Source organism: Nonomuraea harbinensis, from assembly GCF_019396385.1.
Lineage (GTDB): Bacteria > Actinomycetota > Actinomycetes > Streptosporangiales > Streptosporangiaceae > Nonomuraea > Nonomuraea ferruginea.
Genome location: NZ_JAHKRN010000006.1, coordinates 164,993 through 178,997, shown reverse-complemented (window position 1 = coordinate 178,997; position 14,005 = coordinate 164,993). Strand labels below are relative to the sequence as shown.

The following is a 14,005-nucleotide window of genomic DNA, read 5'->3' as shown; positions in this document are numbered from 1 at the left end:
GCGGGCGGATCAGTTCGTCAGCAGTGCCACGACGAGGATGGCGATCACCACGGCGGCCGCGGCGGCCACCCCCATGAGCACCAGCATGCCGGTGCGGTTGCTGGGGCGTTGCTCGGGGCCGACGATCGAGAACAGGTCGGTGCCGAGACCGGGCGCGTCGTCCGGCTCCGGCGGCAGGGCCGGCGGGAACTGCTGCTGCTGCCGACGCGGCGGCATCTGCTGAGGGCCCGACGGGTGCGGCATCTGCTGCGGGCCCTGGCCGGGCGGCTGCTGCTGCGGGGCGGGCGGGTAGACCTGGAGGCCGGGGGAGTTCGGCTGGGGGCGGGGGAGACGGGTCGTGGTGAAGGCGCCCTCGTCGGAGTGCGGCCCGCGCTGCGGGGGCGGGCCCTGCGGGCTCGGCGTCTGGGGGAGCGGGGTCTTCGGACGCATCATGCTCACGGTGCGCTCCGAGTCCTGCGGACGCTCCTGCGCGGGCGGGCGGCTGAACGCGTCACGTCCGGCGCCGTACGGGTTCCCCCCACCCGATCCCGCGCCGTACGGGTCGGAACCGCTGGGTCCCGTGCCGTGGGGGTCAGGACCGCTCGGTCCTGTGCCGTACGGGTCGGAACCGCTGGGTCCCGTGCCGTGGGGGTCGGACCTGCTCGGTCCTGGGCGGCCGTGCGGGTCGGTGCCGGCGTAGGGGTTGGCTCCGGCGGGGCGGGGGGCGCCCGCATCGGGGGAGGGGGGCGTCTGCGCGGCCGGAGCCTGCGGGTACGGGCGGTCGCCAGGAGCGGGACCGGAGCCGAAGTGGCTGGGCCCGCCCGCCGGGCCGGGGAAACCGGTGGGTACGGGGCCGGCGCCCGGAGGGACCGGGCCGGCCTGGGGCGAGGCGCCGGGACGGGGGGCTTGGGGCAAGGAGGGCTCCTGGTCGGCGAGTGACTCGGCCGTGATCACCGGCATCTCGCTGGTCGGCGTGTCTGCGACCATCCGCAGCATGGTCTCCGCCTGGGCGGCGTTCAGCCGGCGCTGATGGTCCTTGTTGAGCAGACCGTCGAGCACGGGCCGCAGCGGGCCCGCCTGGGTGGGCGGGTCGGCGCTCTCACTGAGCAGCGCCGCCAGCGTCTCGGCGATCGTCGCCCGCTCGTACGCGGGACGGCCCTCGACGGCGAAGTAGAGCGTCGCCCCGAGTGACCAGAGGTCGGACTCGGGGCCGGTGTAGTCGCCTCTGGCACGTTCCGGCGCGGTGTAGCCGGGCGAGCCGATGACCATGCCGGTCCTGGTCAGTTTGGAGTCGCCCTCGGCCTTGGCGATGCCGAAGTCGGTGAGCACCACGCGCCCGGTCTCGGTGATGAGCACGTTGCCGGGCTTGACGTCGCGGTGGGTGATGCCCTGGGCGTGCGCGGCGCGCAGCGCGCCCAGCAGGTCGACGCCGATCTCCGCCACCAGCCGGGGCGGGAGCGGGCCCTCCTCGTCGATCACCTGTTCCATGGAGCGGCCCTCGACGAGCTCCATGATGATCCACGGCCGGTTGGCGTGCACGATGACGTCGTGGATGGCCGCGACCGCCGGATGGCTGATGCGGGCGGCGAGGCGCCCTTCGCGGACCATGCGTTCGCGCAGCTCGGCGCGCTGCTCCTCGGTCAGCCCCGAGTCCTGGCGGATCTCCTTGACCGCGACCTCGCGGCCGAGCGCGCGGTCACGGGCCCGCCACACGGTGCCCATGGTGCCGCGGCCGAGCGGCGCGAGGAGCTCGTAGCGCTCCGCGAGCAGGTGCGTCTGCTGTTCCGGCATGAGAAGAAGATATCGATTCTCGCTTGGGAAGTGCTTTACCCTCGCTTGCGAAGTTCTCTAGGCCAGAACCGCCGAGGAAGGAACAACTTTATCACCGTAGCCATGAAACGGGCATAAGTGGATGGCATTGGACGGGATTCGACCCGCCTGCGGTGGACACCCTCACCCGGCCGGCGTTCCTGACGCTGCGGGGGAACACTCAACGGGGGTGTGGTGACGTCGGCCCGGTGGAGGCCGCGGTGGGTGGGCCGGCGTGCGAAAGCGGGCGCGCTCGGCACCATCGCGGGACGCGGGAGCCTGCGCGGGGTCAGCGGCTCCTCGGCCGAGCCGCCCCCCGCGACGCGGGTCAGCATCAGCGAGGCGCGCACGGAGTCGAGGCGGGTGTGGGGGTCGATGCGGAGCAGCGCGTCCAGGACCGGCGCGAGCGGCCCCGCCTTGCTCATCGGGATCGGCTCGCCACTGGTCAGCGCCGCGAGCGCGGCGGCCGCCGTACGCCGTCCGTGGAGGCCGCGGCCCTCGACGGCGGTGTAGAGGGTCGCGCCGAGCGACCACAGGTCGGCGGCGGGGCTGGCCTTGGAGCCGAGCACGCGCTCCGGCGCGATGTAGCCGGCCGAGCCGAGGACGATGCCCGCCTGGGTGATGGAGACGTCGCCTTCGAGCGCGGCCAGGCCGAAGTCGGTGAGCACCGCGCGGTCCTCGGTCACCAGCACGTTGCTGGGCTTCACGTCGCGGTGAAGGATGCCCTTGGCGTGGACGGCGCGGAGCGCGCCGAGGATCTGGCGGCCGATCTCGGCCACCCTGCGCGGCTCCAGCGGCCCCCGCTCCTGGATGAGCTGCTCAAGGGACCTGGCGCGGAGCAGCTCCATGACGATCCACGGCCGGTCGTCCTCGGTGACCACGTCGAAGACCGTGATCACGGACGGGTGCGCCACCATCGCGGTCGCCCGGCCCTCGCGCTCGGTGCGCGCGCACAACTCGGCACGCAACTCCTCGTCGAGGACTTTGGGCAGGCGGACCTCCTTGACCGCCACTTCACGATTGAGCAGCTCGTCATGTGCCCGCCACACGGTGCCCATGCCGCCGCGTCCGACCGGCTCCACGAGCCGGTAGCGCGCGGCGAGGAGGTAACCGGAGGGCGCACGCATGCCTGGCAGCTTACCTATTCGTGTAAACCGACCAGTAGAGGCCGGGCCGATTATTTGTTGCGAATCCAAGTCAACTCGCCTGACTGGTCGGGTCAGTGACATGTCATGGCGCTTTCCCCCGCGAGTGGTCCGCAGCCCTTCTGAAAGGCGCGCACACGACACCGTCAGCAGGTTGTAAGGCTGTGGTAAGGGCGCGGGGGCATCGTGGGCGCAACGGGCAGGGATCCTCAGAGGAGGCCGGAAACTGTCGGTGCCGGTCGTCAGAATGAAGGCATCCGCCCGAAGGTCGACCGACGAAGACCAGAGGACGTGAGGAAGATGCGCCAGATCCGGGTTCGGCGCCGGCCCCGCAGGCCGAGCGCGACCTCGCTGGACCTCCGCACGCCGTCGGGGCGCAAGCTGCCCTACTGAGACCAGGACAACCAGGAGCGCCACCTGAGAGGTGCGAGATGTGCAGTCACTTCCCCGAATGTCCCAGCGCCGGCTCCTTGGACCGTGAGGCCGCTCACGTGCTCAAGGCCCACCCCGACCAGGGCTGGAGCCTGCTCTGCAACGGTGTGGTGCTGTTCGAGGACACCGGCCTGCTGCTCCCCGACGGCTCGGTCGTCGCCCCCCACCGCACGCTGCTCGCCGCCTGAGCGGCCGGTGCCGGGTGTCACCCGGCACCGGCCACGGGTCAGCGCCGCCGGCCGATCGACAGCACCGGCCCGGTGGTGTCGGTGAAGAAGTCGTTGCCCTTGTCGTCGACCACGACGAAGGCCGGGAAGTCGACCACCTCGATCTTCCAGATCGCCTCCATCCCCAGCTCCGGATACTCCAGCACCTCGACCTTCTTGATGCAGTCCTGCGCCAGCCGGGCTGCGGGGCCGCCGATGGAGCCCAGGTAGAAGCCGCCGTACTGCCCGCAGGCCTCGGTCACCTGCTGTGACCTGTTGCCCTTGGCCAGCATCACCATCGAGCCGCCGGCGGCCTGGAAGCGCTCCACGTACGAGTCCATCCGGCCCGCGGTGGTCGGCCCGAACGAGCCGGACGCGTACCCTTCCGGGGTCTTGGCCGGGCCCGCGTAGTAGACCGCGTGGTCCTTCAGGTACTGCGGCATCTCGCCGCCCCCGTCGAGCAGCTCCGCGATCTTGGCGTGCGCGATGTCGCGGGCCACGACGAGCGGCCCGGTGAGCGACAGCCGGGTCTTGACCGGATACTTCGACAGCTCGGCCAGGATCTCCGGCATCGGCCGGTTGAGGTCGATCGGGACGACGTCGCCGGACAGGTGCTCGTCGGTGGTGTCGGGCAGGAACCGCGCCGGGTCCGTCTCCAGCCGCTCCAGGAACACGCCCTCGGGAGTGATCTTGGCGAGCGCCTGCCGGTCGGCCGAGCAGGAGACGGCGATGGCCACCGGGCAGGAGGCGCCGTGGCGCGGCAGCCGGATCACCCGCACGTCGTGGCAGAAGTACTTGCCGCCGAACTGCGCGCCGATGCCGAGCTTCTGCGTCAGCTCGAAGACCTTGGCCTCCATCTCCAGGTCGCGGAAGCCGTGGCCGGACTCGGAGCCCTCGGTGGGGATCGAGTCGAGGTAGCGGGCGCTGGCGTACTTGGCGGTCTTGAGCGCGTACTCGGCGGACGTGCCGCCCACCACCACGGCCAGGTGGTAGGGCGGGCAGGCGGCGGTGCCGAGGGAGCGGATCTTCTCCTCCAGGAAGGCCATCATCCGCTTCTCGTTGAGCACGGCCTTGGTCTCCTGGTAGAGGAACGACTTGTTGGCCGATCCGCCGCCCTTGGCCATGAACAGCAGTTTGTACTCGTCGGGGTGGCCGTGCGGGTCCTCGGCGTAGAGCTCGATCTGGGCGGGCAGGTTGCTGCCGGTGTTCTTCTCGTCCCACATGGACAGCGGGGTCATCTGGGAGTAGCGCAGGTTGAGCTTGGTGTACGCGTCGTACACGCCGCGGGAGATGGCCTCGGCGTCGCGGCCGTCGGTGAGGACGTGGCGGCCGCGCTTGCCCATGACGATCGCGGTGCCGGTGTCCTGGCACATGGGGAGCACGCCGCCGGCCGAGATGGAGGCGTTCTTCAGCAGGTCGAGCGCCACGAACCGGTCGTTGCCGCTGGACTCGGGGTCATCGACGATCTTGCGGAGCTGGGCCAGGTGGGACGGGCGCAGGAAGTGGGAGATGTCGTGGATGGCGGCCTCGGTGAGCTGCCGCAGCGCCTCGGGGTCCACTTCGAGGAACGTGCGCCCCGCCGCCTCGACCGTCCGCACCCCTTCCGATGTGATCAGCCGGTATTCGGTGTCGTCGGCACCCAGCGGGAGAAGGTCGGTGTAGTCGAAGTCGGCCATGTCCATCCTTTCGATCCGCTAGAAGGGTACGCCTTTGCCGGTCACCGTCCGTCCCTTGGGTGGCGCGGGGGTCGCCTCGGAGGTACGGGAGCGCGCCCCGCTCAGCCCGACCAGGATGCCCGCGATCACCAGCCCCGCCCCGGCCAGGTCGTAGGCGGACGGCGTGGCGACGCCGAGCACCAGCCCGGTGACGATCGCGCCGACCGGGATGAGCCCGGCGAACAGCCCCGCCCTGCCCGGCCCCAGTCTGGGCAGCGAGCTGTACCAGAGCAGGAACGCCACCACGGTCACCACCACGGCCAGGTAGCCGAAGCCCAGCGCCTCGGCCGTGGTCGGCACCCGGAGCATGCCCGGCCCCTCGCGCACCACCCCGATCGCCGCCAGCATCGGCACGGCCAGCACCGTGGAGTACGTCGACACCCGGATCGCGCCGAGCTTCGGCAGCAGCGGCAGCGCCAGCACGGAGAAGCACACCTCGCCCGCCAGCGCGCCCAGCGCCCACAGCAGGCCGGGCAGGTTGCCGCTGCCGAGCCCGGTGGCGAGCGTCGCGCCCGCCACGACCACGGTGGCCCCGGCGAGCAGGCGCGGCGCCGGTCGGCCGCCGGCGAACGCCAGCCAGAGCGGCACGGTGCCGAGGACGGTGCCGACGAGCGCCGGCCCGGCGGCGCGGGCGGACTCGACCACGAACACGTTGAACAGCGCGAGCCCGGTCAGGGCCAGCGCGCCGAGCAGCAGCCACTCCCGGGGCGTCAGGCGGACGAACCGCAGCCCCATCACCCGGGTGATCGCCACCAGGATGACGGCCGCGACCAGGTAGCGCACGGCCTGCCCGCCGTACACGGGATAGTCCCCGACCAGGTCGGACACTCCGGCCAGGGTGCCCACACAGAACATGGCCGCGGTGGCACCGGCGACTCCGCTTCTCATGGCTGCCAGGCTAGGGACACAATGGTCCGCGTAAACAGTCCAATCCAGCGCTGCGACAGAGGACCAATGTGGCCGACCTCCATGTGCCAATAAATCGGGAAAAAGGGGGGATCGCCGGGCAGATCGCCTCCCATCTGCGCGACTCCGTCCGTCATGGCCGCCTCGCCCCCGGCACCCGCCTGCCCGCCACCCGCGACCTCGCCGCCGACCTGAGCGTCTCCCGCGGCGTCGTGGTCGAGGCGTACGAGCAGCTCGTCGCCGAGGGGTTCCTCGTCTCCCGCGTCGGCGCCGGCACCCAGGTCGCCGCGACCGCCGCGCACCGCGCCGAGCCCTCGCCGGTCCAGGAGGGCGCCCCCTACTACGGGCACCGCCCCACCTCGCCCGACCTCGGCTTCTTCCCGAGGGAACGCTGGCTGGCCGCGATCCGCCACGTCCTCGCCACCATGCCCGGCGACGCGCTCGACTACGGCGACCCCGGCGGCGTCCCCGAGCTGCGCGAGGAGCTGGCCGGCTATCTGAGGCGGGTGCGGGCCGCCGACGTGCGCCCGGACAACCTGGTCGTGGTCGGCGGCGTGGCCCAGGGGCTGAGCCTGGTCCTGCGCGTCCTCGCGGGGGCCGGCCGGCTCCGGCTCGCGGTGGAGGACCCGGGCAGCCACCGCCAGCTCCCGCTGCTGCGCCGCGCGGGCGCGGACCCGGTGCCGGTCCCGGTCGACGGTGAAGGGCTGGACGTGACGGCGCTGCGGGACCGCGCGGACGCGGCGCTGGTCACGCCGGCGCACCAGTTCCCCACGGGCGTGGTGCTCTCGCCCGCGCGGCGGGCCGCGCTCATGGAGTGGGCCCGCGACGGCGACCGGGTCATCCTGGAGGACGACTACGACGCCGAGTTCCGCTTCGACCGCGACCCGGTCGGCTGCCTCCAGGGGCTCGCGCCCGACCGGGTGATCCTGTCCGGCAGCGTGAGCAAGGCGCTGGCGCCCGGCCTGCGGCTGGGCTGGGTCGTCGCCCCGGCCCGCCTGGCCGAGGCGGTCCGCCGCGCCCGGGGCGAGCTGGACCTGGGCTCCCCGGTGATCGAGCAGTACGCGCTGGCTCACTTCCTGCGCACCGGCGGCTACGACAGGCACCTGCGGCGGATGCGCAGGGAGTACCGCCGCCGCCGGGACGCCCTGGTCGAGTCGCTGGCCCGCGAGCTGCCCGAGGTCCGGGTCCTGGGCATCGAGGCGGGCCTGCACGTCTACCTGGAGCTGCCGCGGGGCTGGGACGAGGACCGGATGGCCGCGGCGGCCCGGAAGCTGGGCCTGGTCGCCGAGCCGGTCGGCCGGATGCGCTTCGGCGCCGGCCCGCCGGCGGTGGTGGCCGGGTTCGCCCGGTTGCCCGCGCGCCGCGCTGCGGAGACGATACAAGGGCTTAAAGTCCTTATGTCTGGACAAATAGAGATCTGAGGGTTACAAAGAAGGCCGATCCCAACGGGAGGTGCCATGCGCGTGGGTTTGCTGGGGCTGGGACGGATCGGCGCGTTCCACGCCGCGACGCTGGCCGCGCACCCGCTGGTCGACGACCTGATCGTGGCCGACCCCGTACGGACCTCGCCGCACGGCAGGCCCGGAGACCCCTTCGAGGCCGACGCGGTGGTCATCGCCACCCCCACGAGCACCCACGCCGAGCTGCTGCTTGAGGCGTGCCGCCGGGGCGTCCCGGCCTTCTGCGAGAAGCCGGTGGCCGGCGACGTCAAGGGCACGCTGGAGGTGCTGGAGGCGGCCGGGGGCAACCGGGTGGTGATCGGGTTCCAGCGCCGGTTCGACGCCGGGTACGCGGCCGCGGCGGCCGCGCTGCGCCGGGGCGAGCTCGGCGACCTGCACCGGGTGCACCTGATCACCGCGGACCCCGCGCCGCCGCCCGCCGGGTACATCCCGCTGTCCGGCGGCATCTACCGCGACTGCCACATCCACGACTTCGACATCCTGCGCTGGGTGACCGGCCGCGAGGTCGTCTCGGTGTACGCGACGGGGGCGAACCGGGGGGCCGCCTTCTTCGCCGAGGCGGGTGACGTCGACACCAGCGCCGCGCTCCTCACCCTGGACGACGGCACGCTCGCCACCGTCCAGGGCTCGCGTTACAACGGCGCGGGGTACGACGTCCGCATGGAACTGGCCGGCACCAGGGGCACGAGGGCCGTCGGCCTGAGCCCGCGCGCCCCGCTCACCTCGGCCGAGGGGCTGACGCCGGAGGGCGAGCCGTGGCCCGACTTCGTCGCCCGGTTCGCCGACGCCTACCGGGCCGAGCTCGACGGGTTCCTGCGCGGCGCGGACGGCCTGTGCACGGTCGAGGACGCGCTGGCGGCGCTCTTCGTGGCGGAGGCGGCCGAGCTGTCCCGGCGCGAGCGCAGGCCGGTCGAGGTGGCCGAGGTCAGGCCGAGCTCACCGCGGTGAGGTGACCGCCTTCGGCTCGAACCCCCTCGCCAGGACCACGATCGCGGCGGCCAGCACCAGCGGCGCGGCGAAGCCCACGCGCATGCCGGCCGCGTCCGCGAGCCCGCCCACCAGGGCCGAGCCCACGATGAAGCCGACGTAGTTGAACAGGTTGACCCGGGCGATCGCCACCCCGGTGCCCGACGGGTCCAGCCGCCCGGCGGCCGAGAACGACTGCGGCGCCACCACCGAGAGCCCCACCCCGGTCAGCCCGAACGCCACGATGGCCAGCGGCTGGCCGGGCGCGAGCACGATCCCCAGGAAGCCCAGCGTGGCGATCGCCCCGCCCAGCCTGACGACGGCTGCGGGACCGTACCTTCTGACCACCACGTCCCCGGCCAGCCGAACCAGCAGCGTGGTCGCCTGGTAGGCGGCGTAGGCCAGCGGGATCACCCGGGCGTCGGCGGACAACTCGTCCTGCATGAAGACCGTGCTGAAGTTCGAGACCGCCGCGTCGCCCACGTACAGGAAGCCCATGGCCAGGCAGAGCGGGATGATCGGCCCCCACGGGAACCGGGTCCCGGCGGCGCGCTCCACGGTGCCGGCCCGCTCCTCGTCCGGCGCGTACAGCCGGGGACCGGCGTAGAGCGACCCCGCGACGGCGAGCACCATGGGGATCGCCATGACCGCCTCCAGGGGCAGCCCGTCGCCCGCCGCCGACACCCACAGCGCGCCCGCCAGGCTGAACACGCTCCACAGGCAGTGGAAGCCGTTCAGCACCGCCCGGCCGTACCTGCGCTCGACCGCCACGCCCTGCATGTTCATGCCCGCGTCCACCGCGCCGACCGCCACGCCGAACAGCAGCAGCACCGGCACGAGCAGCGTCACGCTGGGAGCCAGGCCGGCGAGCACGACGGCCACCGCGACCGCGGGCTGGGCCAGGCGCAGCAGGAGCCGGCTGCCCAGACGGGCGGCGAACGCGCCCGCCGCCACGCTGCCCACCCCCGCGAACACCGGCACGATGAGCAGCAGCGCGGTCAGCGCCCCGGTGCTCAGCCCGTGTTTGTCCTGGAGGTGTGCGACCTGGGTGAGCAGGGTGGCGAAGGACAGGCCCTGCACCGCGTACACGGCGAAGGTGGCGAAGCGGGCCTGGCGATCACGCGGAGACGGCACGGCGGCCTCCTGAGTGGGGGGAAATCAAACGTGAGGCTGGGTCAGGTTAATCGCTGGGAACGCCGCTCCACCAGCACTCAGGCGAGGTTCTTCGGCCGGCTTTCCACCGCGCCCGCCACGGCGTGCTCCGCCGACAGCTTCTTCCCCGCCGCCCAGAAGCCGAGCGCCGCCACCGCAGCCACCTCCACGGCCGCCAGCCCGCGCTCCACCAGGCCGAGCGGCACGACCTGCCACCACCGCAGCCCGTCCTGCGCACCGAGCAGCACCAGCACGCCCAGCCCCGCCACGTACAGCAGCGAGCACACCCCGAGCCCGAACGCCACCAGCGACGCGGGGCGCCGCACGCCGCGCCGCCACGGCCTGGCGATGATCAGCGCGGCCAGGGGCAGGCACAGGAAGGCCACCAGGCTGCCCGCCCGGTGGATGCTGCCGCTCAGGCTCGGCCCCACCGACCAGTCGTGCTTGGGGAAGTAGGCCGCCACCAGCAGCCCGGCGCTCCACGCCAGCAGCGCGAGAGTGCCGACCGCCCCCGCCAGCCTGGCCCGCGCCAGCGACACCCCGATGGCCGCCGACCCCACGGCCAGCAGCGTCACGCCGAGCCCGAACAGCCAGCCCAGCTCGGTCAGGCCGTGCTCGCTGATCGTGCGCCGCAGCGGGTCGATCTCGCCCAGGGCGGCCAGGTCCAGCCCGAGGACGACCACGACACCGGCGCCCACCGCGCCCAGTCCCCAGCGTGCCGGCCGTCGCACCGCGCCTCCAGTGTCGATCTCTCCGGGTGCAACGGCTCGCGGACGCCGGGGATTCCGATCGGGCAAAGCTCGTGTTCGCCGGATATCGTGTTAGGCGTGAACGAACGCCCCGGATCCTGGCTCCCCCGCCTGCAGGAGGCCGGTGAACGGCTGGCCGAGGAGTGGGTGTCGGCCCGCCGCGCACCCAAGGACAAGCTCCCGCAGCCCGCCGAGCTGCGCGCGTCCGACGCCGACCGCGAGCGCATCGCCCAGGTGCTGCAGGATGCGCACGCCGACGGGCGGATCACGCTTGAGGAGCTGGAGGAGCGGCTCGGCGTCCTCTACTCGGCCCGCACGCTCGGCGAGCTGGCCAAGCTGACCGAGGACCTGCTGCCCGCCGACGAGCAGCCGCTCAACCTCGACGGCAGGCCGGTCTCCGCGTTCTTCCGCCAGCAGCAGCGGGGCGGGCGCTGGGTGGTGCCGGCGGAGCTGGACGTCACCGCCATGTTCGGCACCACCAAGCTCGACTTCCGCGACGCGATCCTGCAGAACAGCCGCGTCGTCATCAACGCCACCCTGGTCTTCGGCGGGCTGGAGATCCAGGTGCCGGAAGGACTCGAGGTCATCCGGGTCACCAAGGACAAGACCGCACGGCTCACCAAGGGGCCCGAGGAGCCGGGCGCGCCCGTCGTCGAGGTGCGCACCACCAACTTCGTAGGTGACGTCTCGGTCAAGCAGCCCAAGCGCAGGCGCCGCCGCTGATCAGCCCGCGGTGTCGAAGTTGATCGCGCTGTAGGCGCGCAGCTTCCACAGCTGGTGCTCGCTCTCGATCTTGCGGATCGTGCCGGAACGCCCGCGCATCACCAGCGACTGGGTCATCGCCACGCCGCCGCGGTAGCGTACGCCGTCCATCAGCTCGCCCTGGGTGATGCCCGACGCCGCGAAGAACACGTCGTCGGACTTGACCAGGTCGTTCGTGGTCAGTACCTGGCCGAGGTCGAGCCCGGCGTCCAGCGCCTTGCGGCGCTCCGCCTCGTCGCGCGGCCACAGCTTGCCCTGGATGACGCCGCCCAGGCACTTGAGCGCGCACGCGGCCACGATGCCCTCCGGCGTGCCGCCGATGCCCAGCATCAGGTCGATGGCGGAGCCGCCGCGGGCCGCCATGATCGCGCCCGCCACGTCGCCGTCGGTGATGAACTTGATCCGCGCCCCGGTCTCCCTGATCTCCTTGACGAGCTGCTCGTGCCGGGGCCGGTCGAGCACCACCACGGTGACGTCGGCGGGCGAGCAGTGCTTGGCCCTGGCCACCGCCCTGATGTTGTCGCCCACCGGCCGCTCGATGTCGACCACGTCGGCCGCCTCCGGGCCGGTCACCAGCTTCTCCATGTAGAACACGGCCGACGGGTCGTACATCGAGCCGCGCTCGCTCACCGCGATCACCGAGACCGCGTCCGGCATGCCCAGGGCGGTCAGCCGGGTCCCGTCGATCGGGTCGACGGCCACGTCGCACTCTGGACCGCTGCCGTCACCCACCTGTTCGCCGTTGAACAGCATCGGGGCATGATCCTTCTCGCCCTCGCCGATGACCACCACACCGTTCATCGACACCGTGTTGATCAACTGGCGCATGGCGTTCACCGCGGCGCCGTCGGCGCCGTTCTTGTCACCCCTGCCCACCCAGCGGGCCGCGGCCATCGCCGCCGCCTCTGTAACGCGGACGAGCTCCAGAGCGAGGTTACGATCGGGGGCATGCTCGCCCGTGGCCAACGGCTCGGGCACCGAGGTCTGATCCGACATGATGTGTGAGGCCTCCTCGTGACGACTATCCCGATGGTAGTTGTCCCTGTATCCCCGGTCAGCGGAGGATAATGTGCCAACCATGAGCAGCGAAGCGCAACCGCCTGTGACAGGCCGCACATCCGAGCGTGGTGCGGCCACGCGCTCCGCGCTGCTGCGCGCCGCCAGAGACGTCTTCGTCTCCAAGGGCTTCGCCGAGGCGGGCGTGACCGACGTGGTGGCCAAGGCCGAGGCCAGCGTCGGCAGCCTCTACCACCACTTCGCCGGCAAGGCCGACCTCTACCTCACGCTGTTCGAGGAGTTCCAGACCCGGCAGGCGCAGCGCACCAAGCAGGCCGCGCGCGCCGCCCGCGAGGCCGGCGAGACCGACCCGATGCGGGTGTTCGTCAGCGCCGCCCGCGCCTATCTCGACGGCTGCCTGGCCGAGCGCGAGCTGGCCGCGCTGTTCCTGCGCGGCGACGGGCCGCCCGGCTTCGAGGTCGTCATGCGCGACCGGCTCCGCACGTGGGCGCGCCGCAACGCCGCGCTCTTCGACGACGACGAGAACGCGCTGGTGGTGGTCCTGACCGGCGCGCTGGCCGGCGCCGTCAGCGAGATCGTCCAGTCGGGCGACAGGAAGCTGGCCGAGAACGTCCTGGAGATCATCGGCCGGCTCCGACCCGCCGGGTCCGCGACCGGCCCCGCCCGCGGGTAACCTCGCTAACTGTGCGACGGTTCACCGAAGGTCTCCACGGCTACGTCGTGGCCGTGCTCGTCTGCCTGGCGGCGGTCGGGCTGTTCCTGCTGGTCACACCGAGAGGCCAGGCGGAGCACATCCCCAAGCGCGACTACTCCATCACGGTCGCCAACTTCTCCCGTACGGTCCCGTACACGGTGTGGGAGCCCGCCTCGGATCCCGAGGGGTGGATCTCCAACAGCAACCGGATCGCCGAGGGCGAGAACGGCGCCCAGGTCCTCCACATCGGCTACGCCACGGCCGCGCGCGAGCACGCGATGTTCATCCAGAGCGACGAGAAGCCCGCGGCGGAGTTCGCCAACCGCATGGCCAACTCCGACAAGGCCGTCGGCACCCAGCAGGTCGGCGGCGAGACGTGGGAGCGGCGCTTCCGCGAGGACAAGAAACAGCGCTCCCTGATCCGCGTGCTGCCCGACGTGACGCTGGTCGTGACCGGCACCGCCGACTGGCCGGAGCTCGGCCAGCTCGCGTCCGCGCTGCGAGAACGTCCCCAATCGGCCACCTGACCCGCCCCGGACGCTGCTAGCATCAGCGTCCGCGTGGAAGGACGCGCCTTGACGGGTGCCGGTTCTGCTGTCAACCACGTGCGAAGGCCCCCGCCCGAGGCGGGGGCCTTCCCTTTGGCGCGGCATTAGGGTGGGGAGCGTGGCTGACGAGAAGACGCCCTCGTACGAGCAGGCGCGCGAGGAGCTGACCGACGTGGTGCGCCGCCTGGAGGCCGGCGGGCTCACGCTGGAGCAGTCGATCGAGCTCTGGGAGCGCGGCGAGAAGCTGGCCGCCGTCTGCGAGGAGTGGCTGCAGGGCGCCCGGGTCAAGCTGGCCGCCGCCATGGCCCGCCGGGCCGAGCCGGGCACCCAGGACGACACGCCCTTCTGAACGCGGGCCCCGTCGGGGATGACCGGCCCGCCGTGTTCCCCTTCCCGGCCCGCGGTCAGCTGAGCCGGTCTGACGGGGGTGGTTCGCTCCCCGCACCCTTCTTTTTTCGGCCTGTG

The 14,005-nt window shown here is 72.5% G+C and carries 14 protein-coding genes; 7 read left to right on the top strand and 7 right to left on the bottom strand.

Annotated elements, in window-relative coordinates; translation table 11 throughout:
- Positions 1 to 9: 9 nt before the first annotated feature.
- On the bottom strand, positions 10 to 1,770 hold the full coding sequence (locus KME79_RS09000; protein WP_219544037.1) for a serine/threonine-protein kinase: 1,761 nt from the start codon (positions 1,768 to 1,770) through the stop codon (positions 10 to 12).
- A 35-nt stretch (positions 1,771 to 1,805) separates the two neighbouring features.
- Positions 1,806 to 2,915: a serine/threonine-protein kinase gene (locus KME79_RS08995; RefSeq protein ID WP_219544036.1), complete on the bottom strand. Its 1,110-nt coding sequence runs from the start codon at positions 2,913 to 2,915 to the stop codon at positions 1,806 to 1,808.
- Between the two features lie 449 nt (positions 2,916 to 3,364).
- Between KME79_RS08995 and KME79_RS08990 the strand changes: the two genes are divergently transcribed.
- A complete protein-coding gene (locus KME79_RS08990; RefSeq protein WP_219544035.1) occupies positions 3,365 to 3,553 on the top strand; it encodes a DUF5999 family protein in 189 nt (62 codons plus the stop codon).
- Positions 3,554 to 3,591: 38 nt separating this feature from the next.
- Here the strand turns inward: KME79_RS08990 and KME79_RS08985 are convergent, their stop codons facing one another.
- A complete protein-coding gene (locus tag KME79_RS08985) occupies positions 3,592 to 5,247 on the bottom strand; it encodes a fumarate hydratase (protein ID WP_219544034.1) in 1,656 nt (551 codons plus the stop codon).
- Positions 5,248 to 5,265: 18 nt separating this feature from the next.
- Positions 5,266 to 6,174: a DMT family transporter gene (locus KME79_RS08980; protein ID WP_219544033.1), complete on the bottom strand. Its 909-nt coding sequence runs from the start codon at positions 6,172 to 6,174 to the stop codon at positions 5,266 to 5,268.
- Positions 6,175 to 6,242: 68 nt separating this feature from the next.
- Here KME79_RS08980 and pdxR point away from each other — a divergent pair, with 68 nt between their 5' ends.
- Complete coding sequence (gene pdxR, locus KME79_RS08975; RefSeq protein ID WP_219544032.1) at positions 6,243 to 7,613, top strand: MocR-like pyridoxine biosynthesis transcription factor PdxR; 1,371 nt, start codon at positions 6,243 to 6,245, stop codon at positions 7,611 to 7,613.
- 36 nt (positions 7,614 to 7,649) lie between these two features.
- Complete coding sequence (locus KME79_RS08970) at positions 7,650 to 8,600, top strand: Gfo/Idh/MocA family protein (protein ID WP_219544031.1); 951 nt, start codon at positions 7,650 to 7,652, stop codon at positions 8,598 to 8,600.
- On the opposite strand, the gene KME79_RS08965 is transcribed toward KME79_RS08970, so the two are convergent.
- A complete protein-coding gene (locus KME79_RS08965; protein WP_219544030.1) occupies positions 8,589 to 9,752 on the bottom strand; it encodes an MFS transporter in 1,164 nt (387 codons plus the stop codon). The two genes, KME79_RS08970 and KME79_RS08965, sit on opposite strands and share 12 nt — an antisense overlap.
- Positions 9,753 to 9,829: 77 nt before the next feature.
- Entirely contained in the window at positions 9,830 to 10,501 is a 672-nt protein-coding gene (locus KME79_RS08960; protein ID WP_219544029.1) for a DUF998 domain-containing protein, read from the bottom strand.
- 96 nt (positions 10,502 to 10,597) lie between these two features.
- Between KME79_RS08960 and KME79_RS08955 the strand changes: the two genes are divergently transcribed.
- Positions 10,598 to 11,242 carry a DUF1707 SHOCT-like domain-containing protein gene (locus tag KME79_RS08955; RefSeq protein ID WP_219544028.1) on the top strand — a complete coding sequence of 215 codons (645 nt, stop codon included), beginning with the start codon at positions 10,598 to 10,600 and terminating at the stop codon, positions 11,240 to 11,242.
- Here KME79_RS08955 and glpX read toward each other — a convergent pair whose 3' ends face one another.
- Positions 11,243 to 12,277, bottom strand: coding sequence for a class II fructose-bisphosphatase (glpX, locus tag KME79_RS08950; RefSeq protein WP_148029191.1), 1,035 nt, complete (start codon positions 12,275 to 12,277; stop codon positions 11,243 to 11,245).
- An 82-nt stretch (positions 12,278 to 12,359) separates the two neighbouring features.
- On the opposite strand from glpX, the gene KME79_RS08945 reads away from it, so the two are divergent.
- The 3 genes from KME79_RS08945 to KME79_RS08935 all read left to right on the top strand — a co-directional run bounded on the left by KME79_RS08945 (position 12,360) and on the right by KME79_RS08935 (position 13,889).
- Positions 12,360 to 12,971: a TetR/AcrR family transcriptional regulator gene (locus KME79_RS08945; RefSeq protein ID WP_148029192.1), complete on the top strand. Its 612-nt coding sequence runs from the start codon at positions 12,360 to 12,362 to the stop codon at positions 12,969 to 12,971.
- Positions 12,972 to 12,982: 11 nt separating this feature from the next.
- Positions 12,983 to 13,519, top strand: coding sequence for a DUF4245 domain-containing protein (locus tag KME79_RS08940; protein ID WP_219544027.1), 537 nt, complete (start codon positions 12,983 to 12,985; stop codon positions 13,517 to 13,519).
- 139 nt (positions 13,520 to 13,658) lie between these two features.
- Complete coding sequence (locus KME79_RS08935) at positions 13,659 to 13,889, top strand: exodeoxyribonuclease VII small subunit (RefSeq protein WP_148029194.1); 231 nt, start codon at positions 13,659 to 13,661, stop codon at positions 13,887 to 13,889.
- Positions 13,890 to 14,005 lie beyond the last annotated feature (116 nt).

Bases quoted from the DNA above. Each gene is read 5' to 3' on its own strand.
- KME79_RS08980 (WP_219544033.1), bottom strand. From the start codon at position 6,174: ATGAGAAGCGGAGTCGCCGGTGCCACCGCGGCCATGTTCTGTGTGGGC.
- KME79_RS08995 (WP_219544036.1), bottom strand. From the start codon at position 2,915: ATGCGTGCGCCCTCCGGTTACCTCCTCGCCGCGCGCTACCGGCTCGTG.
- KME79_RS09000 (WP_219544037.1), bottom strand. From the start codon at position 1,770: ATGCCGGAACAGCAGACGCACCTGCTCGCGGAGCGCTACGAGCTCCTC.
- KME79_RS08990 (WP_219544035.1), top strand. From the start codon at position 3,365: ATGTGCAGTCACTTCCCCGAATGTCCCAGCGCCGGCTCCTTGGACCGT.
- KME79_RS08985 (WP_219544034.1), bottom strand. From the start codon at position 5,247: ATGGCCGACTTCGACTACACCGACCTTCTCCCGCTGGGTGCCGACGAC.
- glpX (WP_148029191.1), bottom strand. From the start codon at position 12,277: ATGTCGGATCAGACCTCGGTGCCCGAGCCGTTGGCCACGGGCGAGCAT.
- KME79_RS08970 (WP_219544031.1), top strand. From the start codon at position 7,650: ATGCGCGTGGGTTTGCTGGGGCTGGGACGGATCGGCGCGTTCCACGCC.
- KME79_RS08945 (WP_148029192.1), top strand. From the start codon at position 12,360: ATGAGCAGCGAAGCGCAACCGCCTGTGACAGGCCGCACATCCGAGCGT.